The 24,289-nt window shown below is 46.6% G+C and carries 21 protein-coding genes, 1 tRNA gene, 3 rRNA genes and 1 riboswitch (1 of these 26 only partly in view); of the genes, 8 read left to right on the top strand and 17 right to left on the bottom strand.

Features of this window, described 5'->3' with window-relative positions; translation table 11 throughout:
- The first annotated feature begins 3 nt into the window (after positions 1-3).
- From MKY75_RS00550 to MKY75_RS00535, 4 genes are all read left to right on the top strand, one after another.
- Positions 4-2,016 carry a M1 family metallopeptidase gene (locus MKY75_RS00550; protein WP_340883982.1) on the top strand — a complete coding sequence of 671 codons (2,013 nt, stop codon included), beginning with the start codon at positions 4-6 and terminating at the stop codon, positions 2,014-2,016.
- Positions 2,017-2,027: 11 nt separating this feature from the next.
- A complete protein-coding gene (locus tag MKY75_RS00545) occupies positions 2,028-2,855 on the top strand; it encodes a hypothetical protein (protein WP_029514937.1) in 828 nt (275 codons plus the stop codon).
- Between the two features lie 276 nt (positions 2,856-3,131).
- Positions 3,132-3,269: riboswitch (cyclic di-AMP (ydaO/yuaA leader) on the top strand.
- A 5-nt stretch (positions 3,270-3,274) separates the two neighbouring features.
- A complete protein-coding gene (locus MKY75_RS00540) occupies positions 3,275-3,775 on the top strand; it encodes a C40 family peptidase (protein ID WP_029514939.1) in 501 nt (166 codons plus the stop codon).
- A gap of 302 nt (positions 3,776-4,077) precedes the next feature.
- Entirely contained in the window at positions 4,078-4,584 is a 507-nt protein-coding gene (locus MKY75_RS00535) for a GNAT family N-acetyltransferase (protein WP_209950353.1), read from the top strand.
- A 78-nt stretch (positions 4,585-4,662) separates the two neighbouring features.
- On the opposite strand, the gene MKY75_RS00530 is transcribed toward MKY75_RS00535, so the two are convergent.
- A complete protein-coding gene (locus MKY75_RS00530) occupies positions 4,663-4,962 on the bottom strand; it encodes a 4a-hydroxytetrahydrobiopterin dehydratase (protein WP_007428083.1) in 300 nt (99 codons plus the stop codon).
- Positions 4,963-5,079: 117 nt separating this feature from the next.
- Positions 5,080-5,373: a hypothetical protein gene (locus tag MKY75_RS00525; protein WP_013308186.1), complete on the bottom strand. Its 294-nt coding sequence runs from the start codon at positions 5,371-5,373 to the stop codon at positions 5,080-5,082.
- A 187-nt stretch (positions 5,374-5,560) separates the two neighbouring features.
- Here MKY75_RS00525 and motA point away from each other — a divergent pair, with 187 nt between their 5' ends.
- Positions 5,561-6,355: a flagellar motor stator protein MotA gene (gene motA, locus MKY75_RS00520; protein ID WP_029514943.1), complete on the top strand. Its 795-nt coding sequence runs from the start codon at positions 5,561-5,563 to the stop codon at positions 6,353-6,355.
- Positions 6,348-7,175: a flagellar motor protein MotB gene (locus tag MKY75_RS00515; protein ID WP_029514945.1), complete on the top strand. Its 828-nt coding sequence runs from the start codon at positions 6,348-6,350 to the stop codon at positions 7,173-7,175. The genes motA and MKY75_RS00515 overlap by 8 nt, the downstream gene beginning before the upstream one ends.
- A gap of 134 nt (positions 7,176-7,309) precedes the next feature.
- Here the strand turns inward: MKY75_RS00515 and rluF are convergent, their stop codons facing one another.
- Together rluF and MKY75_RS00505 are read right to left on the bottom strand one after the other, a co-directional pair.
- On the bottom strand, positions 7,310-8,011 hold the full coding sequence (gene rluF / locus MKY75_RS00510; RefSeq protein ID WP_029514947.1) for a 23S rRNA pseudouridine(2604) synthase RluF: 702 nt from the start codon (positions 8,009-8,011) through the stop codon (positions 7,310-7,312).
- Between the two features lie 51 nt (positions 8,012-8,062).
- Positions 8,063-10,339, bottom strand: a complete 2,277-nt coding sequence (locus MKY75_RS00505; protein ID WP_029514948.1) for a PAS domain S-box protein — start codon at positions 10,337-10,339, stop codon at positions 8,063-8,065.
- A 328-nt stretch (positions 10,340-10,667) separates the two neighbouring features.
- Here MKY75_RS00505 and tadA point away from each other — a divergent pair, with 328 nt between their 5' ends.
- The gene (gene tadA, locus MKY75_RS00500) at positions 10,668-11,168 is read left to right on the top strand and encodes a tRNA adenosine(34) deaminase TadA (protein ID WP_029514951.1); all 501 of its coding nucleotides are present in this window, start codon (positions 10,668-10,670) and stop codon (positions 11,166-11,168) included.
- Between the two features lie 60 nt (positions 11,169-11,228).
- Positions 11,229-11,795, top strand: coding sequence for a GNAT family N-acetyltransferase (locus MKY75_RS00495; RefSeq protein WP_340883980.1), 567 nt, complete (start codon positions 11,229-11,231; stop codon positions 11,793-11,795).
- An 87-nt stretch (positions 11,796-11,882) separates the two neighbouring features.
- Here the strand turns inward: MKY75_RS00495 and MKY75_RS00490 are convergent, their stop codons facing one another.
- The 13 genes from MKY75_RS00490 to MKY75_RS00430 form a co-directional block, all read right to left on the bottom strand.
- Complete coding sequence (locus tag MKY75_RS00490) at positions 11,883-12,959, bottom strand: hypothetical protein (protein WP_069011493.1); 1,077 nt, start codon at positions 12,957-12,959, stop codon at positions 11,883-11,885.
- 198 nt (positions 12,960-13,157) lie between these two features.
- On the bottom strand, positions 13,158-13,313 hold the full coding sequence (locus MKY75_RS00485) for a small acid-soluble spore protein P (protein WP_029514956.1): 156 nt from the start codon (positions 13,311-13,313) through the stop codon (positions 13,158-13,160).
- 72 nt (positions 13,314-13,385) lie between these two features.
- Positions 13,386-13,556: a hypothetical protein gene (locus tag MKY75_RS00480; protein ID WP_340883978.1), complete on the bottom strand. Its 171-nt coding sequence runs from the start codon at positions 13,554-13,556 to the stop codon at positions 13,386-13,388.
- 28 nt (positions 13,557-13,584) lie between these two features.
- The gene (locus tag MKY75_RS00475; protein WP_029514958.1) at positions 13,585-13,926 is read right to left on the bottom strand and encodes a hypothetical protein; all 342 of its coding nucleotides are present in this window, start codon (positions 13,924-13,926) and stop codon (positions 13,585-13,587) included.
- Positions 13,927-14,070: 144 nt separating this feature from the next.
- A tRNA-Ser gene (locus tag MKY75_RS00470) sits at positions 14,071-14,159 on the bottom strand.
- A gap of 89 nt (positions 14,160-14,248) precedes the next feature.
- Complete coding sequence (gene serS, locus MKY75_RS00465) at positions 14,249-15,532, bottom strand: serine--tRNA ligase (protein WP_025720034.1); 1,284 nt, start codon at positions 15,530-15,532, stop codon at positions 14,249-14,251.
- Positions 15,533-15,567: 35 nt separating this feature from the next.
- Positions 15,568-16,134, bottom strand: a complete 567-nt coding sequence (pdxT, locus tag MKY75_RS00460) for a pyridoxal 5'-phosphate synthase glutaminase subunit PdxT (RefSeq protein WP_029514961.1) — start codon at positions 16,132-16,134, stop codon at positions 15,568-15,570.
- A gap of 16 nt (positions 16,135-16,150) precedes the next feature.
- Positions 16,151-17,032: a pyridoxal 5'-phosphate synthase lyase subunit PdxS gene (pdxS, locus tag MKY75_RS00455; protein ID WP_025720037.1), complete on the bottom strand. Its 882-nt coding sequence runs from the start codon at positions 17,030-17,032 to the stop codon at positions 16,151-16,153.
- Between the two features lie 131 nt (positions 17,033-17,163).
- The gene (locus tag MKY75_RS00450) at positions 17,164-18,552 is read right to left on the bottom strand and encodes a D-alanyl-D-alanine carboxypeptidase family protein (RefSeq protein ID WP_029514963.1); all 1,389 of its coding nucleotides are present in this window, start codon (positions 18,550-18,552) and stop codon (positions 17,164-17,166) included.
- 336 nt (positions 18,553-18,888) lie between these two features.
- The gene (guaB, locus tag MKY75_RS00445; protein ID WP_013308172.1) at positions 18,889-20,346 is read right to left on the bottom strand and encodes an IMP dehydrogenase; all 1,458 of its coding nucleotides are present in this window, start codon (positions 20,344-20,346) and stop codon (positions 18,889-18,891) included.
- Positions 20,347-20,692: 346 nt separating this feature from the next.
- Positions 20,693-20,809 (bottom strand): 5S ribosomal RNA (gene rrf / locus MKY75_RS00440).
- 144 nt (positions 20,810-20,953) lie between these two features.
- A 23S ribosomal RNA gene (locus MKY75_RS00435) occupies positions 20,954-23,879 on the bottom strand.
- Positions 23,880-24,233: 354 nt separating this feature from the next.
- Positions 24,234-24,289 (bottom strand): 16S ribosomal RNA (locus MKY75_RS00430); it runs 1,500 nt beyond the window's last position.
- The 16S, 23S and 5S rRNA genes sit together here, the layout of an rRNA operon.

Raw genomic sequence — 24,289 nt, 5'->3', positions numbered from 1 at the left:
TGTATGACCCCAGCACGCACTAAAATCGTTTTATTGTCTACACTAGCCCTCGGTCTCCTCGCAGGGACGTTATGGTTTGCCTGGCAGCCCCAATCGCAATCCGACCCGCAGTCCATAGGCCAACCACTATACGGCTCCCTGTCTGAGTCTGCGCTTGCCCCAAATGTGGGCAAGCCTCTAGGGGCAAACATCCTGCCTGACCTGCCCAAGAACCCTCCACAACCCGCTACAGAAATCCTCAGCAAACGGGTGGTAGAGTACCACATTGATGTATCTCTGGAAAAGGGACAGGTTTTGCGAGGCACTGAGACACTGACCTGGAAACATCCGGGCAAGAAAACCGTGAATGATCTGTATCTTCATCTATACCCGAACGCCTTCTCTTCCATGGAAACCACCTTTATGAAGGAATCCGGTGGAAAGCTGCGCGGAGACACCATGCCCAAAGACGGCTTTGGCTCTATGACGCTGACTGAACTAAAAACAGAAGACGGTTTATCCCTCATGCATCGCATCCAATATGTGCAGCCAGATGACGGTAACGCAGGCGACCGTTCGCTCATGAAGGTGCGTCTACCCAAGCCAGTACGAGGTGGCGAAGAAATCACATTATATATGAAGTTTGAGGTAAAACTGCCTGCCATCTTTGCTCGTATGGGTGGGACAGATGATTTTGTAATGGCAGGACAGTGGTTCCCGAAGCTCAGTGTCTACGAGACTGCAGGACAGCGTGGACGCGCCGAGGAGGGCTGGAACCTCCACCAGTATCATGGTAACTCCGAGTTTTATGCCGATTTTGGAATTTACAGCGTACGGATTCGGGTGCCTGAAACTCATATCGTAGCAGCGACCGGATTTCCCACCCGTGGTGGCGTCCGACAGAACGGACAAAAAATATATCAATTTTATGCCGATGATGTACACGATTTTGCCTGGTCCGCTTCACCCAACTTTGTAGCCGTAGAAGAACCCTTTTCTTCTGCTGAAGTCCCTGGTGTCAAAATCAAGCTCTACCTTGACCCATCGCACAAGGAGCTCAAAGGACGCTATATGAGCGCAGCGAAGGCCGCTCTTTTGTACTACAGCAAATGGTACGGGCCTTATCCATATTCCACCCTGTCCATCGTGGTTCCACCTAAATCAGGCAATGGAGCTGGCGGCATGGAGTATCCGACACTCATCACGGCCGCTGCTGCGGGTAATCTCAATCCTGGCTATAGTCTGGAACGGACATTAGTTCATGAGATTGGACATCAATATTTCTATGGAATGGTAGCCAATAATGAATTTGAGGAGCCGTGGCTGGATGAAGGCTTCACCTCCTATGCAGAGGAGCGACTTATGGAGCAAGAATATGGGCTTACCCCCAACTTGCCATTACAATCGGGACAGGTATCCTCCCCACAGCCGCTAAACCGTGAGTCATGGAAGTACGGCTCGGCTGCTGAGTACGCGCAAAATGCCTACTCTCGAGGCAAGCTGGTACTACGGGGCATTGAACGTCAGGTGGGTATAAAAAAAATGGATCGCATTATGCGGACCTACGTCCAGACGTACCGATTTAAGCATCCGTCCTCACAGGATTTTCAACGTATCGTGGAGAGAGTCACCGGACGCTCATGGAGCCACTATTTTGAACAGTATGTATATGACGGCCAGATGGCGGACTTTTCAGTGGATCACATCACAAACCACAAGCTGGAGAATGGATATGAAGCAGTCGTGACGGTCAGCAAAAAAGGGGCGGATTATCCCAAGATCCCTGTCCAATTTACCTTCAAGGATGGAACCACGAAATTCAAGGCTTGGGACGGTGCGGGCAAAAGCACAACTTTTCGGATCAAAAGTACTTCTCCCGTTTCCTATGTAACCCTTGATCCCCTATATACCATTGCACTGGAGAACAAGCATATTAACAATACCCTAAAAGCCGAATTGGACGAAAAGCAACAAACCCGTTGGAGTATAAGTGTAACCAAGCTGTTGGAGACACTGCTTGGAAGTCTGTCATGGTGAGGTGTCTATAGATGCGGACTGTTATAAAAGAGGGCTGGGCGCTGGTGCGCATACGATTCTATATCGTTATCATTTTATTTCTGTATCGACTACTGTGGGGGGTGTTTCTCTATCGACTGGTGCAGTCTGCCGTTATCCCGCTATTGCTCCGTTATCCTGATCAGGGTCAAAACGAGCTGGGACAGACCTTGTTTTGGATGGAGAGCCAGATTGCTCTGATGGACAGCCGGGAAGTACATGTGTATTTGTGGATACTACTAGGGGCGACTGTACTACGCATACTAATCACTCCCTTCATTAGAGCCGGAATATATCAAAGCCTGCATACCGATGCGACTGAGCCGCAAAGCCTGTCCTTTTTCAAAGGTATGAAACGCCATGGCATGTCGTCGCTGTTGTATTACATCATCGAGTTGGGACTGCTGCTGATTCCCGCCTTTTGGGTAGTACCGAGACTCTACCCTATTGTAGCAGGTACGCTTCAATCTCCCTCTTACCTGCTGCACTTGTTGCCCTATGCCATGGGATGGATGGCATACGGATGGTTCATTCGGCAGTGCATCCTGTATATGCAACTAGGCACTGTCGGTGGTCACGCCATACTATCGTCCCTGCTCGCCTTCTTTCGCCAGCTTCTCCCAGCTGTCGGTATATCCCTTTTGCTCGGTGCTTGTGTGCTGTTGGTCTTCGGTCTATTTGGCACCGTGGCAATGATTTGGACTGGCATGCTCGCGCTCATTCTCCAACAATCGTATCATTTTGTTACTAGTCTGGTCAGGCTGTGGCATATCAGTTCGCAGTACAGACTATGGCATACCGATATCTCCAGTAGAAGCTAAGCCCTTCCTTTATGTTAATCACTTCATTTCCGTCTGTCGAAAAAACTTTATGCATAACCGCGCAAACGGCACATAACTGAATACTGTTAACAAGATCTGTTCCTGGGACATTAGGAGCAGATTTTTTTTGTAACTTTTTGCAATGAAACATTTGCCAAAGCCAGCCGACTTTGTTACAATAATCGCAGTGAACTGATAGTAACAACTTTGTAATCTTTATTGTAACCTTTATCTCAAAAATATCGTTATTGTGAATACTGCTCTCCAAGGTGCACATCTTAAGTAAAGCCTAATTCCTGGCACCTAGGAAGCGGGGGAACCAGTTTGGGTGAATTGATCTCGCAACAGAGTGGTCATAGGGGAACCTTCTACCGAATCCTTAAGCTAACCTCGCAGGCATTGGAAGGGGTATATTTTTTTTGAAGAAGAAGCTAACGATCGCAGCTATGAGTCTTGCCATTGCCTTTACATCTTTTACATTCGGTGGCGGCAGTGCATTTGCAGACTCCAAGATGGACCAGGTCATCCAAGATGCCAAAGGAACGAACTACAGAAGCGGAGGCACTACACTCGAGGGATTCGATTGCTCCGGCTTCACAATGTATGTATTCAACAAACTGGGAATTAAACTTCCGCATCAATCTGGATCACAATTCAAAATGGGATCTTCTGTATCCCGCGATGAAATGAGGCCTGGGGACCTGGTGTTCTTCAACACCACAGGAAGAGGCATTTCCCATGTAGGTATCTTCGTAGGTGAAGGGAAATTTGCCCACTCCTCGACTTCACGTGGTGTAGTAGTTAGCTCACTGAACGAAAATTATTACGCTAACCGCTATGTCGGTGCAAAAAGAATTATGAGCACAGACGCTTACCATTCTGTAGCTTCAGATATTCCTGATGACGACAACGTAGAATAACTAACGCACAGCAAGCTAACTCTAGCCGCAATTTGATTCTGCCGGAATCGAATTGCGGCTTTTTATGTCCACAACATCAGCAATGATTATCTTTACTGACGAACTGACACCTCAAAAGGTTTCAATTTTAGCGAACATCGTCGGTTTTACCGTCACCGCTGGGGGAGCATATGAGCAGTAATTCCTTCTTATTGAATGTATACCCGTCTTGGGTATAAAATAAACACGCTTGCTATTCCCCTGCAACTTGTCTACAATCTGTTGTTAATGATTGAAGCACCTGTAAAAGGAGGATGGAACACATGCCGGCCTCAATATCCAACTATCGGATCGTACCGATGGACGAGCATCAAGCGGCTGCAATCTGTGAGTGGCGCTATGATCCACCTTATAACATATACGGTTGGCTCCCCTGGGAACAAATGAAGGCGCTTGAAGTCGAATTTGGGAGTCCCACGCTTCGCCAAGAGCAATATGTTGCCGTACTGGATGAAGAGAACAAGCTGACAGGATTTGCTCAATATTTTCCTATGATCGGTGTGACCCGGCTAGGTCTTGGAATGCACCCTGACAGATGCGGACATGGCAAAGGATCAGATTTTGTCCGTGCCATTGCAGAGGAAGCCCAACGACGCAACCCGAAGAATGAAATTGATCTAGAGGTGCTCACTTGGAATGGGCGTGCTATTCGGGCCTACAAGGCGGCTGGATTTGAGCTTACAGATACCTATGAACGCCAGACTCCCGATGGCAAAAAACCGTTTTATTGTATGGTATATCGTCCAGACCACCCAACCCAGGTTCTATGATAAAAGCGCCTTCGGCATACAACCACGATGTTGTATAGCGAAGGCGCTTTTATCATCATACGACAGAACATTACAAGCTCAATGACTGCTACGCATTTTTTCAAAAGCTTCATTATATTGTTGGGCTTCCTTAATATCCACGGCCATAATACCGCCATCGTCCCAAGAGGTCAAACGCAGAGTCACGGTCTTGTAATCAATCGTAATAAATGGATGATGATTGAATGCTTCAGATATAGCGGCAACTTCATCCACGAATGCAATCCCTTTCATAAAACTGGAAAAATTATATTTCCGAACGATCCAACGTCCTTCCTCCAGCTCCCAGCCCTCCAGTTTCTCCAGATGTGCTTCAATCTCTTCTTGTGTAAAAGGCATGTTACGAACTCCTCCCCGTTTATACGGAAGCCTTTCGACCGCTTAAATACGGCCAAAACTACGATATATTGGTGTACATATTACCACGGCCCCGTTGATAAATCCATAAGACGGACCTCAAATCAAAGGGACTGACGTCAGCTCCTCGTCCCCAATCAGTACATAGATACGATGCTGCTCCGGCTCATAGATCACAACGCCACTCCCTACAGTGATTGTGGGCTCTGTACCCAGTGCATAAAATAAGTCTTCTGCCAAAGCTTCATTGACTTCCTGACGTCCCGCCGGGTCCAGCCTGTCCCAATCTTCTGCTTCCATCTCAAAAAATTCATAGCTATCTGGGATGCGCCCCACAGCCTCTGTCAAATCGTTCAAAATTTGTTCATACTCACGTCCATGCTTTACTCCCATGCCATTTCCTCCAATGGTTCCGCCATTCAATACATAATCACCTTATTATACCGGAAATTCGCACTTAACAAAAAAGAGAGTTTTGTCGATAAATACTATAATCCGTCTTGTAATGACGCGCTTGGGGCAAGGACGACCCCGGCGGCATGAAAGGATTCAAAATCTATTCTCATGGATGAGGTGTATCATGCAAATTTCAACCATTATTGGACTTGTGCTCGGGATTTTGTCACTGGTCGTCGGGATGATCTTAAAAGGCGCTCCGGTCGTCAATCTGGTCAATAATCCCGCTGCTTACATGATTATTTTCGTCGGAACGGCAGCGAGTATATTTATGGCCTTCCCGATGGCAGAAATCAAACGGATTCCGAAGCTGTTCAAGGTTATTTTCACCGAACAAAAACTGTTAGACCGCAAAGAGCTCATCGGTACGTTTACCGAGTGGGCATCCATTACCCGTCGTGAAGGTCTGCTCGCCTTGGAATCCAAGGTAGAGGAAATCGACGATCCCTTTATGCGTGGCGGCATGCGAATGATTATTGACGGCAATGATCAGGAATTCGTACGGGACGTTCTAATGGAGGATATCAATGCCACCGAGGATCGACATCGCTCTGGCGCGCTGATCTTCTCCCAAGCCGGTATGTACGCTCCAACGCTCGGGGTACTCGGTGCGGTTGTAGGTCTGATCGCCGCTCTGGCCGACCTTAGTGACATGGAAAAGCTCTCTCATGCCATTGCAGCAGCCTTCATTGCGACGTTGCTCGGTATTTTTACAGGTTATGTCCTGTGGCATCCGATGTCCAACAAGCTGAAACGGTTATCCAAAAAAGAAGTCGAGCTTAAATTAATGATGGTCGAAGGTCTGCTTTCCATTCAATCGGGGATATCTACGATTGCCATCAGTCAGAAACTGACGATCTTCCTGACTCCGACCGAACGGGCTACGATGACCCAGAAGGATGGCGATTCCAGTGAGTAAAAAGAGACATGAACCGCACGAAGAGCATGCTGACGAAAGCTGGCTGTTGCCATATTCCGACTTAATGACCCTTCTGTTGGCTCTTTTCATTGTCTTATTCGGTATGAGCTCGCTCGACGCCAAAAAATTTGAAACTATGGCTCAATCCCTGAGTGCAGCTTTTAATGGCGGCACTGGCGTGCTGGATCACTCAGCCGCGAATCCGTCGTCACAATCCATGGATATGGGCAAAAATAAAGAACAAGTGTCACAACCCGTAAAATCGAAAGCTACTTCTACCTCTGAACTGCAAAAACAGCTGGCCCAACGGGAAGAAGAAGATTTAAAAAAGCTTAAAAAACAGATGGATCAATACATTCAAAATAACGGCCTGACCCCGTTGCTGAATACCAAGCTAAACCAATCGCAACTAATGATCACCATTAGTGATAATGCCTTGTTTTCATCCGGGCAGGCCGAAGTAAAGCCGGAAGCAAGAAAGCTGGCCAAGTCCATTTCTAGTATGCTCCAGCAGTTCCCTGGCTATGATGTTATCGTATCGGGTCACACGGATAATGTACCGATCTCCAACAGCCAGTTCCCGTCCAATTTTGATTTGAGCGCCAAGCGCTCTCTGAATTTCTTGCGTATCTTGTTGCTCAATCCAGATCTCGACCCAACCAAGTTTGTATCCATCGGTTATGGCCAGTATCGTCCATTGGCAAGCAATCAAGATGGTCAAGGGCGCTCTAAAAACCGTCGTGTTGAAATATCTGTTCTCCGCAAATATCAGAACGGGACACAAGTCATCAGTCCTACCTCAAGCTCGAGTGAAGGTTGATTATGCATATGTTATATGAACAAAGGCACCGCCGCATTTTTATGCAGCTGGTGCCTCTTTGTTTAGTGCTTCCTGTACTTTGCCCTTTCAGATACGACGATCATACGCTCTAGGCTATACAAGCCCCTCTGGCATTAGCTAAGCGTATAATCGAGCATCTGACCAAGCTCCAGCTTCTCAGCCTCTGTCAGATCACGCCAGGCACCTTTCTGAAGGGACCCCAACCGAATATTCATGATTCGCAGCCTTTGCAGTTTTTTAACTTCATAACCGAAGGCTGCACACATACGCCGGATCTGACGATTTTTCCCTTCAGTCAGGATAATACGGAATACATACTCAGATACACGCGTCACCTCACAAGGTAGCGTCCGCTGACCGAGTATTTTCACCCCGCTAGACATGCCCTGCACAAAAGACGGTACGACAGGGCGGTCCACTGTTACAATATATTCTTTCTCATGCTTGCCTTCTGCCCGTAGAATCTTATTCACAATGTCTCCATCGTTGGTAAGTAAAATGAGACCTTCCGAATCCTTATCCAGGCGTCCAATCGGGAATATCCGCTGCGGGTGCCCCACAAAATCAACAACATTGCCTCTAATGTGGCTCTCCGTTGTACTTGTAATGCCCACCGGTTTGTTCAATGCAATATAGACGTGATCAGACTTATCGCGCAGTGGCTTGCCGTTCACGCGAACATCATCGCCTTCTTCCGCTTGACTACCCAGCACAGCCACTTCGCCGTTAATCGTCACGCGACCGCTCTCTACCAGCTTGTCTGCCTCCCGGCGCGAGCAAAAACCGGTTTCGCTGATAAACTTGTTAATGCGCAACCTGTGTACCCTCCATTTCTACTAACACACTTCCTCCTGCGCCCCAGCCCGTTACTCCGGCTTGGCAATCGGAAGCTGCACCAGGGCTGTCGTTCCCTCTCCCTCTGTGCTTTCAATATCCAGTGTGCCTTTATGACTCTGTATAATACGCTGGCTGACCATAAGTCCTAGTCCTGTACCTGTTTCTTTGTTTGTGAAAAAAGGTTCTCCCAACTTGGACAGCATTTCTGCGGGAATACCCGCTCCCTGGTCCCGTATGAAGATTTTAACGTTTTCTCCCTCCAAGAACAAATGAATCGTGATGATGCCACCTTTACTCATAGCCTCCATGCTATTTTTAAGTAAATTAATGAATACTTGCTTTAACTGATTTTCTTCAGCGTATACCAGGGCAGGCTCGTCCGTGACCTGAAGGTTGAATACAATGCCCAGCAGATGCGCCTGACTATCTAGTAAAGAAATCACGTCGCTCACAATATAACGAACATCTTTTTTCTGAAAATGCACTGCCTGTGGCTTCGCCAGTATTAAAAACTCGCTAACGATCAAATTAATGCGATCCAGCTCAGACATCATAATATCGTTGTGTTTCATATTCAACACTTGATTTTGCTGCTGTAGTTGGAGAAAGCCACGTAGCGTGGTTAGCGGATTACGAATCTCATGCGCTACGCCTGCCGCCAGTTGCCCGACGGTTGTCAGTTTCTCTGATCTGCGCAACAACTCCTCCATCCGGTTGCGACCCGTGATATCACGCGACACGCAGATAAACCCCAAAATCTGGCCTTCTTCATCCAGAATAGGCGATGTGCTCATACTAATCTCTACTGTACTTCCATCCTTCCGCATTCTAAGGGACTCACTTGATACGATGCTCTCTCCCTGAAGCAGGCTCTTCTTCTGAAATTCATATTCCTCCTGTTGCTGTGGAGGTACAAATTCCAACTTACGACCAACCAATTCTTTCTTGGTCCAGCCGTACAAAGCTTCAAAGGCATGATTGACCCGAACGACGCGATCCTCCTCGTCGGTTACATGAATCGCATCTGCTGTCTGATTAATAACCGATTCTAGATGTTCCTTTACAGAACGGTTCTCTTCATACATCTGCTCGAGTCTTCTCGTGTACATCCCTAGGTTGTAGGCCATCGCATTGATGCGCTCACCCAACTGTGCAAGCTCATGACCACCTTTTATTTCTAGCCGTGTATCAAAATGACCGTCAGCCATCTCATTCACTTTCCCCAGAATCGACTGAATTGGGCGGACAAACAGACTTGCCAGCACATAGCTTCCAATGATCACCACCTCTAAAAGGACAATGGAAATGGCAATTAAACTTATCAATTGCTTGGAAATAACAGAAGTGATCGTATCATAATTCATAACAATACGGATAACATAGGCATCACGATTAGCCGGATAAAAAGGTATGTAACTGACGAGAACCCGCTCACCTTTAATATAGCAGTCTTGTACAATACTCTCCCCCGAGAGGATAGCTCTGGACACGGCCAAACGATCTTCCTGCACCCTTGTTAGTTGATACGTGCCGAATTGGATCGGTTTGTTGTACATGTAATAGTATTTCGAATCGTTCCCGTTCTTGTCCATCGAAGCGCCACCAAAGGTTGCAGGGTTAATTCCTGTAATCTCCATGATGCGATAATCCACTTGTTGAGTTTGCTTTACGATCTCATCGGGGCTCAGGATGGTTATGAAATTTTGTACTGAAGTATCCTGAAAGGAAATTCGAATTAAGTAGTTACGTTTTTGATCATAATAAAATCCCCATTTGTTAATATCTGAGGAGTCTGAACCGGTGTAGTCAAATGACCCCGTCCAAAAATGATCCAGTTTCTGACCTTGCACCATTGCAGCCTGTCCGTGCTCATATAATTGGTCAACTGCATTTTTCCAATATCCTGTCAATGGATCGGATGGCGTTACTTCTTTAGGATCCGAGGATCTAACAACCTTATACCCCTGCCCGTCTCGAATCATCAAGGAAATATTAGTATCTCTGTGGAGTGAGGCCACCTTTTGAAGCTGTTCCTGCTGAATATTTCGAATGTCAGGATCGAGCTGATTGGCAGCCAACGTGGCAGAAAGCCACAGATTATATCCGAGCTGTTTGTCAACGGCCTCCCAGCTATGTTGGGTTTGTTCGATAGCTCCTCCGATAATTTTAGCCGTCAGAACCATTTTAGTTTCACTGTCACTTCTTAGGTTTTCGTGGGTCGTGTAATAATTAAGTGCGATGTTTAATAAAAGGATAAACAGGACGGACCCCGACAAAATGATCGTTATTCTGATTTTTATCGACACACTGATTTCTCACCTCTTGCCGCATGCTGGCGATTACTGGGAATTGCTAACTCAATGATACCGTAATAGCGCCTGTGATACCAGCATTTACATTTACCGGATATACATAAATACACACCTTGTGTACAGTATTGTCAATAGACGAGGATTTGCCTACAATATAAAAGATAATCATCCACAGGTAGTCCACAAATACACAGATTTTATTATAAACTGTGGATAAACCTGTGGACAAGTACCTTGTTATCCACAATTTTATTCACATCATGTTAACAACGGAATATTTGTTCGTTGGATAATTCCGCGTTTTGAAAGGAGCATTTTCCCAGTGACCACCATGGATCACGCCTATTGGATGAAAGAAGCCATTCAGGAAGCGTATAAGGCAGAAACGTTAGGTGAAGTCCCTATCGGGGCTGTCATCGTAAAAGATAATGAAATCATCGGTCGCGGCTACAATTTGCGCGAGACGGATGCTGACCCAACCGCACATGCAGAGATGGTCGCCATTCGTCAGGCCAGTGAGCACTTAGGTGCCTGGCGCCTGCTGGATTGTAGGCTGTATGTCACTCTGGAGCCGTGTCCAATGTGCGCCGGAGCCATAGTGCAATCACGGGTTCCCCATTTGATATACGGCACTACAGATCCCAAGGCAGGCTGCGCAGGCACGCTGATGAATTTATTACAGGAGCCTCGGTTCAATCATTGTACAGAAGTAACTAGTGGTGTACTGCAGGAGGAATGTGCATCGCTGCTAACGAGCTTCTTTCGGCATCTCCGGCAAAAAAGAGCGGCAGCCAAATTGTCTCCTCCCTCGTCTTCATTCTGAGGAGACACAGTCCAAAATACCTCATCTCATTGCTAATTTCCCATGGAAGGAGATCACCCCATGCCTATGAGCTTGTATAATACGCCTCAAGGTATCTTTTTACGGCCATTTAGCTTGGCGGATAGCGAAGCCCTTCTCGCCCTTAGGCACCGAAATAGGGATTCCCATGCGCCTTATGAGCCGCTTTACGAGGATTCATTTTTCACATTAGAGAAACAACAGGACTACATCCGTCAGAAATTGCGGCAAGCCGAAGAAGATCGAGGTTACGTATTCGGTATCTTTCTCTTAAAGGAAGAACGGCTCATCGGTTATATCTCCATTTCCAATTTAGTACGTGGAGTTGGACAATTCGCTGATATCGGCTACATGATGGATCATCATGAACAGGGTAAAGGACATATGACTGCTGCCTTGAAGTTGACCATACAATATGCCTTTCGTGCCTTATCTCTACATCGTCTCCAAGCGGGTACTCTTTTGCATAATGATCGCTCACAACGTGTATTAGAAAAATGTGGCTTTCGACCAGAAGGCATTGCTCGCAAGCTTGTACAGATTCAGGGCACATGGCAGGATCACCAGATGTTTGGACTTTTAGCCGAGGATGACGTGTGGCAGAGCTAAATGACTGTACAGGGACAACATTAAAAGTAAACAAAAAACCGCCCGGCCTATGCCGAGCGGTTTTCTTGCAATCATGTTATCCCATACTTAAGGAGCAACAGTTTGCATTTTTTGTTGCAGTTGTTCCATCGTCAGGACTTGATCAGCTGTTGGAATACCTACTTTAAATGCTGCTTTAGCATTGATTTTGTTGTATTGCGTGTAGCCCGTTACAGACAATTTTACATTGTCTTTTGTAGCCGGATCATTCATCTCTACATTCGCATTCAGGTCTTGATACACAGGAATGTTATCCTTGTTCAAAGCTGTGTTAATGTCAAACTGCTTCACTGTCAAGTAGTTTTTCAACTCATCCAGCTTTTTCCTAAAATCGCTGGTGTTTGTTTCTACTGCAAGTTTTGCTGCAGTAAGATCTTCTTTCTTCAATTGGAACAAGCTAATGTACTCGTCTTTTGACATAATATCAATAGCTTTAGGAACTGCTTTAGTAACAAATGTATCGACAGCTTTCTTCACGTTGTCGTTCGTTATTTTAAACTGAACTACTTGTTTAGCTTCAACGCCTTGTGGCAACTTAGCGTCTTTAGGATCAATATCAAAGAAGTACGTAGCTTGATCATACTCGTTCATAATAGCAGCGATCACTTCATTCGCAAATTTCTGCGATTTTTCTTGATCCATAGCTGCAGGGTTAAATTCTTGTCCCGATTGTTTAGCCAGTTCTTGTGGATCAATGATCAGGAATTTACCTACAACATCCTGTGGAAGCGGGTAAAATGGAATATTAGGAATTTTAACGTACAGTTTATCTTTAGTCATCACCATTGGAATCGTGAAGCTGGTGGAAAGATCACCTTTCAGATGAATGCCGAGCGTCATTTCAGATTGGAAAGGTTCTTTTTGATATACACCGTCCAGCGTAATGTCTGCATTTTTCAGCATACTGGTTATCATTGCACTTTGTTCACTTGGTAAAGTAGCGGATGAAATTGTCAGATCCTTAACGGTAAATTGACTTTTGGATTCATAAGAATTCAATTTCATTGCATTTGCAGTACCGGTCGTAACAGCTTCCTTCGGTTCTAACTTCTTGCTACAACCTACCAGGGCTACCGTCAAAAGCAACACCATAGTGAGTACCAAGACGGATAACTTTTTACTCATTGTGTAGATTCTCTCCTCTCGTAATTAACCCCTTTTTTTATGCTAACAAAAAAATACACACCTCCTATTTTAACTCATATTCTCAAACGGCGAAACACTTATTGGAAAATTTTCTTACAATAAGCACAAAGACACCCTGGCTCTCTAACCAGAGTGTCTTACACTATGCAATATATTTTAGGAGAAAGGTCTGTCTACTTATGATCCTTCTCTGTTATGATGATCCACGTGATTCCGCTGTTTCACCTTCTTGGAACCGGATAACGGCTCCTGCTGATGACTACGCTCACGCTTTTCGTTACTTCCACCAGAATCCTGTGCTTCGGGGACAGGAATGGCTTTAGGCTTGCCCATTTATGCATCCTCCATTCTCAGTCTATATTTGTGGTACATCAACAAATCCGTTTATTACCATTTAAAATAGGACTATAGTTGGTGTAGATCTTCCGTTTTATCGTGATTTAGTGAATCCTGATGACGGCGATCATTACGATCCTGCTGCACTTGCTGTGCCTGATGACTATTAACTGGACGTTGCTCCAAATCATCAACAATGTTAGACAGGTTTTTATCCAGTCCGTTTTTGGCTTTTGTCATGTAGTCTTCCTCCTCATTCCTTCATGACCTACGAGTGCGTCAATGACTGTAATGTTTGGGCACATTGGTGAATATGCCGAGTATAATCGGACACTAACTGCTGAATGATATCTGTTCGTTCATCCACAGACTGTCCGTCCCGTTCTACATCGACTAAGCTAACCTGTACTTCCCGAGAGTCTACATAAGTACATGCAAAATCAAAGGAGTACATTTGCCGGCCTTCTACCTCGATATGGATTCGTATAGCCCGGTTGTCGGCTTCATCTGCTTGTACTTGTGATTTGTCCCCTGAATTCAAAAGAATCGGCAGTTGTTCCTGCCAGGCCTCTACCAGCTTTTGCTGATCTACTGTCATTTCTCGATTCATGCCAGCACCTCCACATCTGATAACGTGTGAAAAAAACGAGCTTTTTATACAACAAAAAAGCCATTCCCCACGATTCCTGATCATTGGCGTATAAAGGCCAATGTACCAGCTATCGTATTCGAATGGCTTGGTTTATTTAGAATATGGCGGAGAGGATGGGATTCGAACCCATGTGGAGTTGCCCCCTAACGGTTTTCAAGACCGCCCCGTTATGACCGCTTCGGTACCTCTCCAGGTGGTAAATGGATAAAGCTGCTTCCCCTTTAAACATACTCAGGCGCAACAAAATTATTTTACCACAGAACTTCTAAGAATGCAACACTTACTGTTTAGGAGCGATAACCTCAATGCCTCGCATGTATGAACGTAGCACTTCTGGGATCACGATGCTTCCGTCCTCTTGCTGATAGTTCTCCAAAATAGCAGCCACCGTCCGCCCTACAGCCAAACCTGAACCGTTCAGCGTATGTACAAATTCAGGCTTTGCCTTCGAATCTGGACGAAACCGGATGTTCGCCCGACGCGCTTGGAAGTCCTCCGTATTTGAACAAGAAGAAATTTCGCGGTACATGCCACTCTCAGGCAACCATACTTCCAGATCGTACGTTTTGGCAGACGTAAAGCCCATATCTCCAGTGCAAAGTGCCAGCACGCGATATGGAAGTCCGAGCAGTTGTAGAACACGCTCAGCGTTATTCGTCATTTTCTCCAATTCTTCATAAGAGGTATCCGGGTGAACCAGCTTAAGCATCTCTACCTTATTGAACTGATGCTGACGGATCAGGCCACGTGTATCACGTCCCGCTGATCCTGCCTCCGAGCGAAAGCAAGAGCTGTATGCCACATAATATTTCGGAAGCTGTTCCGCATTCATGATCTCTTCACGGTGGTAGTTCGTTACCGGAACTTCAGCCGTAGGAATGAGATAATACTCCGTATCACGCAGCTTGAACAAATCTTCTTCAAACTTCGGAAGTTGGCCCGTTCCGTACAAGCTGTCCCGATTTACGATGTATGGAGGAAGCATTTCTTCATAACCATGCTCACTGCTGTGCAGATCCATCATAAAGTTAATCAGCGCACGCTCTAGTCTTGCTCCCAGTCCTTTGTAGAACGTAAAACGAGAACCCGTTACCTTGGCTGCTGCTTCAAAATCAAGAATATCTAGATCCTGAGCCAACTCCCAATGCGCTTTGGGTGTAAAGGAAAACTCGCGCGGCTCCGACCAGCGACGGATTTCTACATTATCCTCTTCCGATGCGCCAACAGGTACTGTTTCATTGGGAATATTCGGAATAGACATCACCAGTTCGTCGATCTGAACTTCCAGTTCGCGTACTTGCTCATCTAATTCTTTGATACGATCGGAGACTTGACGCATTTCTGCAATAAGATCATCCGCATTTTCCTTATTCTTCTTCAACTTGGCTACTTCACCGGATACCACGTTCCGACGATTTTTGAGCCCTTCACTTTCCTGAAGTAACTCACGACGGCTTACATCCAGATCTGTAAAACCATTAATCAGATCCAGAGATTTTCCCCTGTTCTGCAAAGCTTTCTCAACCCTACCAAGCTCATTACGTAAAATCTTTATATCTAACACAGGTAATCCCTCCTACACTACAAACCTGACTTTCACTATTCGCGGACCATATCCACAAAATATTGATGTAACCGGTAATCGTCTGTTAACTCCGGATGGAAGGATGAAGCCAGCAAATGACCCTGACGGGCTGCCACGATCTCGCCGTTATACTCAGACAGCACATCTACTCCCGTTCCAACAGACTGTATTAATGGTGCGCGTATAAATACGGCACGAACCGGTTCCTCAATCCCTTTAATGTTCAAGTCTGTTTCAAAGCTCTCTCTTTGGCGACCAAATGCATTACGCGATACTGTAATATCCATTAGTCCCAAATGTGCTTCTTCCTGTCCTTGAATCGTTTTAGCCAGTACAATCAATCCTGCGCAAGTGCCAAATACAGGCTTGCCTTGATTGGAAAACTGACGTATAGCCTCTATAAAGTCATACTTGCGCATTAGCTTACCGATAGTGGTACTTTCACCACCGGGAATGATAAGACCGGACAGCTCATCGAGCTGTTCGATCTTCTTCACCGCTATACCTTCCGCACCCGCACGTTCAACGCTTCGTATATGTTCAGCTACAGCGCCTTGCAGCGACAATACACCTATTTTCATGCCGGTCCCTTCTTTCTTACCAACCACGATCCTGCATGCGCTCATGCGGTGCCAGTTTGGAAATTTCAATGCCTTTCATAGGAGTTCCCAAATTCTTGGAGACTTCTGCGATCAGCTTGTAATCCGTATAATGAGTGGTCGCTTCCACGATTGCCCGTGCAAACTTCTCAGGGCTATCCGACTTGAAAATACCAGAACCTACAAAGACGCCATCAGCGCCTAAATGCATCATTAACGCGGCATCAGCAGGTGTTGCTACACCACCCGCTGCAAAGTTAACCACAGGCAGCTTGCCAAGCTCATGCACTTCTAACAGCAGCTCATATGCAACTCCGAGGTTTTTCGCTTCTGCATACAGCTCGTCCTTCGACAAGTTTTGCACCTTGCGAATTTGACCATTGATAAAACGCATATGACGAACGGCCTCAACAATATTCCCAGTTCCCGGTTCACCCTTCGTACGGATCATAGATGCACCCTCACCAATGCGACGCAGCGCTTCTCCCAGATCCTTGGCTCCACAAACAAATGGAACGGTGAACTCCCGCTTATCAATATGGAAAACTTCATCCGCAGGTGTCAATACTTCGCTCTCATCGAGATAGTCAACACCGAGAGATTCCAGTACCTTTGCCTCTACAAAGTGACCGATGCGAGCCTTAGCCATAACAGGAATAGAAACAACCTTCATAACTTCTTCCACAATCGTTGGGTCAGCCATACGAGCAACCCCACCAGCTGCACGGATATCCGAAGGTACCCGTTCAAGAGCCATTACAGCTGTAGCTCCTGCTGCCTCTGCAATTTTAGCCTGCTCAGCGTTCATGACATCCATGATTACGCCACCTTTTTGCATCTCTGCCATACCTCTTTTTACACGCGAAGTTCCCGTTTCCATGTCGTTGCCTCCTGTAAGGGTTACGTTTAGATTCTAACTAAATATTTTACCGCACCAATGCCAAATACACAATCATTTCAAGCTGCAAAATAAGTAATGAAAAACAAGGTAGGTCGCTTAGCTTTGCTTATTTAGAAGAGATTCTTAATTCCTTGGAACAGATCTCCGAAGAAATCACCGATTGCCCGGAAAAGCATTCGGAACCAGCCGCCCTCTTCTACTGCTGTCGTAGTAACCAGATCAACGGTTTTCGTCTGCCCTTTATCCACACCGTCTGTCTTGTACGTGTACGTAATGGTTCCGACTTTGGCCCCTTGCTTCAAAGGTGCTACAAGAGAGCTTGCTGGTGTAATGTTCGTTGTAAAGGTTACCTTGGGATTGCTCGCACCCTTGGGTACGATAAAACTTACTGCATCTTTTGTAACGATCGGCACTTCTGTTTCCGTACCTTTGGTCACTGGCACATTCTCAACACCCTTAACCACCGTCTTTGGGGCAATAACCTGCTTCACTTCAAAATTATCAAAACCATAGTTCAGCACTTTAGCTGTCTCTGTAAAACGGTGTGCATCTGAATCAGCTCCCATAACTACACTGATGAGACGCATTCCATTGCGTTCAGCGGTTCCTGTAAAACAGTTGCCAGCATTGGCCGTATGGCCTGTTTTCATCCCGTCTAAACCTGGGTAAGCAAACTTTCTAAAGTTAGTAATATTTTTGTTTGCTTCCAGCATCCAGTTATAGTTAATAATCGGCGCCTTGTCAGTAGGACGGAATTTGTAAGATTGAATTGTCGTGAATCGTGTGTAATCCGGATGATCTTTAATGATGTAACCAGCCAGAGTAGCTGCATCTCTCGCTGTCATCACCGTTTCCCGGTCTGTATCCGGCTGGAAGCCTTTCGGCATATCACCACGGTCCAAACCAGTCGAGTTGATAAAATACGTATTTTTCATGCCCATTTTCTGAGCTGTTTCATTCATTAGTTTTACAAAATCCTGCTCAGTTCCGGATACGCGTTCAGCAAGGGCTACTGTTGCATCATTAGCAGAACCTACCGCCATGGCAATATAAAGCTCTTCTACCGTATGTTGATCCCCTTGAGCCAAAAAAATACGTGATCCAATGCTCTTAGAAGCATTCTCGTTAACCGTAACCTTATCCGTCCACTTGAGTTTACCTTGCTTAACCTGTTCAGCCACGATGTATTCTGTCATCATTTTAGTCATACTTGCTGGTGGAAGTGGCTCATCTGGATTCATAGACAGCAATACTTGCCCCGTGGAAGGCTCGATCAAAATGGCAGAACGTAGTGCCAGACTAGGGGGGTTAATAGAACCTGTCCCCGTAATATTGGTTGCCTGTGTTGCCGCTCCAGCTGCAAAAGTAGCCACGCTCGGATCGAAATTGCCTACAACAGGCAATGCCGACATATACATCATATTGAGCACCATGACTGCAGTCACGCTCTTTTTAATCATGCTGCGTTTTGTATTTTGCTTTAAATTGTTCGCTTTCAAATGAATACAAACTCCTCTCGTACCTCAACCCGATCCGTTATGTACAACGAGACGGTGGTTACAGCCTCTACTTGGCCAATGTAATTAATGTTTTAGTGTTAAAATCCAGTTTCATTTCGTTTTATTTTGCTTTCTTAGTTGTATCCTGTCATGAGCATTTTCTGCTCAAATCTTCTTCACTGGTAGGAATCATCCAAAAGACCTACGTGTCCTAATTCATCAATAATTTCGTTATAAAGGCGGACACTTGTCTATTCTATCACAGGGGTATCTCTAAAAAAAGACAGGCAGAGCGAAATACGCTCTGCCTGTCGTCAAGTCTACTACAGCCGAACTTTATAGAGAGTAGTTTGGTGCTTCTTTCGTAATTTGCACATCATGCGGATGGCTCTCACGCAGACCAGCGCCTGTAATACGGATAAAGCTTGTATCGTTACGAAGCTCCTCAATATTAGCTGTACCACAATAACCCATACCGGAACGGAGACCGCCCAATAGCTGATGAACAGTGTCGGAAAGTGGTCCTTTATAAGCAACGCGTCCTTCGATGCCTTCCGGTACCAATTTCTTGTCGTCATCTTGAAAATAACGATCTTTACTACCTTGCTTCATCGCAGCCATAGAGCCCATACCGCGATATACTTTGAAGCGGCGTCCTTGGTAAATTTCAGATTCGCCCGGGCTTTCTTCCGTACCTGCAAAAAGACTTCCCAGCATTACCGCAGAAGCGCCTGCCGCAATGGCCTTTGTAATTTCACCGGAGTATTTAATACCGCCGTCTGCAATAATCGGAATATTATATTCACGTGCTACTGTTGCACAATCATAAATTGCTGTTACTTGTGGAACACCTATCCCTGCGATTACGCGTGTTGTACAGATGGAGCCTGGACCAATACCGACTTTTACGACCGATGCTCCTGCTTCAATCAATTCGCGCGTTCCGTCTCCAGTAGCTACATTACCTGCTACAATCGTCAGATCAGGATAAGCTTCACGCAGCTTGCGGACCGCTTCAATGATGTTAATATGATGGCCGTGAGCAGAGTCCACAACAATCATATCCACACCCGCTTTTACAAGTGCTTCAGTCCGATCAAATGTATCCTTGGAAATACCAACAGCCGCACCGACCAGAAGACGACCTTGTGCATCTTTCGCTGCGTTCGGAAATTGAATAGCTTTCTCAATATCTTTAATGGTGATAAGACCTTTGAGATAATTTTCATCATCGACCAAAGGGAGCTTTTCAATCTTATGCTTTTGCAAAATGACTTCCGCTTCCTGTAAAGTCGTACCTACAGGTGCAGTTACCAGTTCTTCCTTCGTCATGACTTCACTGATTTTAAGGTTAAAATCGTGAATAAAGCGAAGATCACGGTTAGTAATAATACCCACCAGTTTGTTTTCTTCGTTTACAACAGGTACACCAGAAATACGGTATTTACCCATAACTGCTTCAGCATCAGATACCAAATGATCCGGAGTCAATGAGAATGGATTGGTGATAACACCGCTCTCAGAACGTTTAACCCGATCCACCTCTACCGCTTGCTGTTCAATCGACATATTTTTATGAATAATACCGATACCGCCCTCACGAGCCATCGCGATTGCCAACACTGCCTCAGTAACAGTATCCATACCAGCACTCATTAAAGGAATATTCAGCTTTACGTTATCACTCAAACGTGTCGCCACGCTTACTTCTTTGGGCAGAACCACCGACTTGCGAGGTACCAGCAAAACATCGTCAAAGGTAAGGCCTTCCTTACCGAATTTATCTTCCCACACCAAGATGATCCTCCTTCAAATTGTTTAGTCTGTATTGGTCTTGTTGTCTGTCCGACATGGACAAATCAAGGCTCTCTGAAAATATATTATTGCAATCTTAGCAAAGCGGTATAGGGGTGTCAAGCCTTCAACAATAGCCCTAACCTTTAGTATTTCCCTGTACAAACAACTGTACTCCTACGGAGGACAACCTTTAAAAATAAGCGTTTTTAAGAGTAATAGCTATTCACAAGAGCGTATCTCTTCTTTGAATGCGCAGCATAGAAGCAATTATACAAGTGGTTTGTACCCTAATATACCAAAGAGGACCATGATCTCATTGAGATCATGGTCCTCTTTACTTGTTGCTTGGCGACGTCCTACTCTCCCAGGACCCTGCGGTCCAAGTACCATCGGCGCTGGAGGGCTTAACGGTCGTGTTCGGGATGGGTACGTGTGGAACCCCTCCGCTATCGCCACCAAACATGAATCTGCTGAGCAAATTCTTTTTCAGGAATCAGCATCGCCAAATGCTGTGTGTTCGCTTGTTCCATATAAGCCACTTGTGCTTATACAATACAAAACTTACACCCTGAAAACTGGATCCGAAACTTATTGCGTTTTATCTTAGGATAAGCCCTCGACCGATTAGTATTGGTCAGCTCCATGCATTACTGCACTTCCACCCCCAACCTATCTACCTCGTCGTCTTCAAGGGGTCTTACATACTGGGAAATCTCATCTTGAGGGGGGCTTCACGCTTAGATGCTTTCAGCGCTTATCCCTTCCGTACATAGCTACCCAGCGGTGCTCCTGGCGGAACAACTGGTACACCAGCGGTACGTCCATCCCGGTCCTCTCGTACTAAGGACAGCTCCTCTCAAATTTCCTACGCCCACGACAGATAGGGACCGAACTGTCTCACGACGTTCTGAACCCAGCTCGCGTACCGCTTTAATGGGCGAACAGCCCAACCCTTGGGACCTACTTCAGCCCCAGGATGCGATGAGCCGACATCGAGGTGCCAAACCTCCCCGTCGATGTGGACTCTTGGGGGAGATAAGCCTGTTATCCCCAGGGTAGCTTTTATCCGTTGAGCGATGGCCCTTCCATGCGGTACCACCGGATCACTAAGCCCGACTTTCGTCCCTGCTCGACTTGTAGGTCTCGCAGTCAAGCTCCCTTCTGCCTTTGCACTCTTCGAATGATTTCCAACCATTCTGAGGGAACCTTGGGGCGCCTCCGTTACTCTTTAGGAGGCGACCGCCCCAGTCAAACTGCCCACCTGACACTGTCCTCGCACCGGTTTACGGTACCAAGTTAGAACCTAGATACGATCAGGGTGGTATCCCAAGGATGCCTCCCTTCAAGCTGGCGCTCAAAGTTCTACGGCTCCCACCTATCCTGTACAGATCGTACCCAAATTCAATATCAAGCTGCAGTAAAGCTCCATGGGGTCTTTCCGTCTTGTCGCGGGTAACCTGCATCTTCACAGGTATTAAAATTTCACCGGATCTCTCGTTGAGACAGCGCCCAAGTCGTTACGCCATTCGTGCGGGTCAGAATTTACCTGACAAGGAATTTCGCTACCTTAGGACCGTTATAGTTACGGCCGCCGTTTACTGGGGCTTCGGTTCATAGCTTCGCCCGAAGGCTTACCACTCCCCTTAACCTTCCAGCACCGGGCAGGCGTCAGCCCGTATACTTCGCCTTGCGGCTTCGCACAGACCTGTGTTTTTGCTAAACAGTCGCTTGGGCCTTTTCACTGCGGCCCCCTCGGGCTATTCACCCTACCGAGGCACCCCTTCTCCCGAAGTTACGGGGTCATTTTGCCGAGTTCCTTAACGAGAGTTCTTCCGCGCGCCTTAGAATTCTCTTCTCGCCTACCTGTGTCGGTTTGCGGTACGGGCACCTTCTCCTGGCTAGAGGCTTTTCTTGGCAGTCTGAGATCATGACCTTCGCTACTATAATTTTCGCTCCCCATCACAGCCCAGCCTTAACGATGTGCGGATTTGCCTACACACCAGCCTCACTGCTTAGACGGACATCCATCAGTCCGCGTCACTACCCTACTGCGTCACCCCATCGCTCATAGCGGATTACGGTGGTACAGGAATTTCGACCTGTTGTCCTTCGACTACGCCTATCGGCCTCGCCTTAGGTCCCGACTTACCCTGAGCGGACGAACCTTCCTCAGGAACCCTTAGGCTTTCGGCGGATCTGATTCTCACAGATCTTTTCGTTACTCATACCGGCATTCTCACTTGAATGCAGTCCAGCGCTCCTTACGGTACACCTTCAACCCGCATTCAACGCTCCCCTACCCCTGATGCAAGCATCAAGCCATAGCTTCGGTGGTGTGTTTAGCCCCGTTACATTTTCGGCGCAGAGTCACTCGACCAGTGAGCTATTACGCACTCTTTCAATGGTGGCTGCTTCTAAGCCAACATCCTGGTTGTCTGTGCAACTCCACATCCTTTCCCACTTAACACACACTTGGGGACCTTAGCTGATGGTCTGGGCTGTTTCCCTTTCGACAATGGATCTTAGCACTCACTGTCTGACTCCCGGAACTAAATCTATGGCATTCGGAGTTTGACTGAGCTTGGTAACCCTTGCGGGCCCCGCACCCAATCAGTGCTCTACCTCCACGATTCTTTTTTCCGAGGCTAGCCCTAAAGCTATTTCGGGGAGAACCAGCTATCTCCGGGTTCGATTGGAATTTCTCCGCTACCCCCACCTCATCCCCGCATTTTTCAACATGCGTGGGTTCGGGCCTCCAGTGCGTGTTACCGCACCTTCACCCTGGACAGGGGTAGATCACCCGGTTTCGGGTCTACGTCCACGTACTCATTCGCCCTATTCAGACTCGCTTTCGCTGCGGCTTCAGCTCTTCACCTTAACCTTGCACGGGAACGTAACTCGCCGGTTCATTCTACAAAAGGCACGCCATCACCCCTAGATCGGGCTCTGACTTCTTGTAAGCACACGGTTTCAGGATCTATTTCACTCCCCTTCCGGGGTGCTTTTCACCTTTCCCTCACGGTACTGCTTCACTATCGGTCGCCAGGGAGTATTTAGCCTTGGCAGATGGTCCTGCCGGATTCATACGGGGTTTCACGTGCCCCGCACTACTCGGGATCCGTCTCGGAGAGAACAAGTTTTGAACTACAGGGCTTTTACCTTCTCTGGCGGGCCTTTCCAGACCTCTTCATCTAACCGGTTCCTTTGTAACTCCATGTGAGACGTCCCACAACCCCAAGGAGCAAGCTCCTTGGTTTGGGCTAATCCGCGTTCGCTCGCCGCTACTGACGGAATCACTATTGTTTTCTCTTCCTCAGGGTACTTAGATGTTTCAGTTCCCCTGGTCTGCCTCTATTCTGCCTATGTATTCAGCAGAAAGTGACTGTCGATGAAGACAGCCGGGTTTCCCCATTCGGACATCCCCGGATCAAAGCTTGCTTACAGCTCCCCGAGGCTTTATCGTTGTTCGCCACGTCCTTCGTCGGCTCCTGGCGCCTAGGCATCCTCCGTGTGCTCTTTGTAGCTTAACCTAGTATTTACATCGTAAATACGATTTGCTTTGAATTTCGGTTCAACACTTACGTGTGAATGAAATTCAAGGCAGCTACCTTTATTTCACTTGTTTACACAAGATCAGCTTAAAGGAATATTCTAAAACGCAATTTCGTTTCGGTATCCAGTTTTCAAGGTGCAATACAGTTTCGATGAAACTGTAGCCTGTGTGAATATCGGTCTAACTCAACCGAGTAGATGATATTCATGCAGTATGTTGAGAGTTTGAGCTCTCAAAACTGAGCAACGAGTGAGTAACAGGCCTAAACCTGAGTTTTGAAGCTAATGCTTCATATTTGAATGTTTCCGTTGCAGGAAACGATTCTCCATAGAAAGGAGGTGATCCAGCCGCACCTTCCGATACGGCTACCTTGTTACGACTTCACCC

The sequence above is a fragment of the Paenibacillus sp. FSL L8-0663 genome, from assembly GCF_038008125.1.
Taxonomy (GTDB): Bacteria; Bacillota; Bacilli; order Paenibacillales; family Paenibacillaceae; genus Paenibacillus; species Paenibacillus polymyxa_D.
Note: the sequence above shows the minus strand (reverse complement) of the source record. Positions and strands in the feature narration are given on the sequence as shown.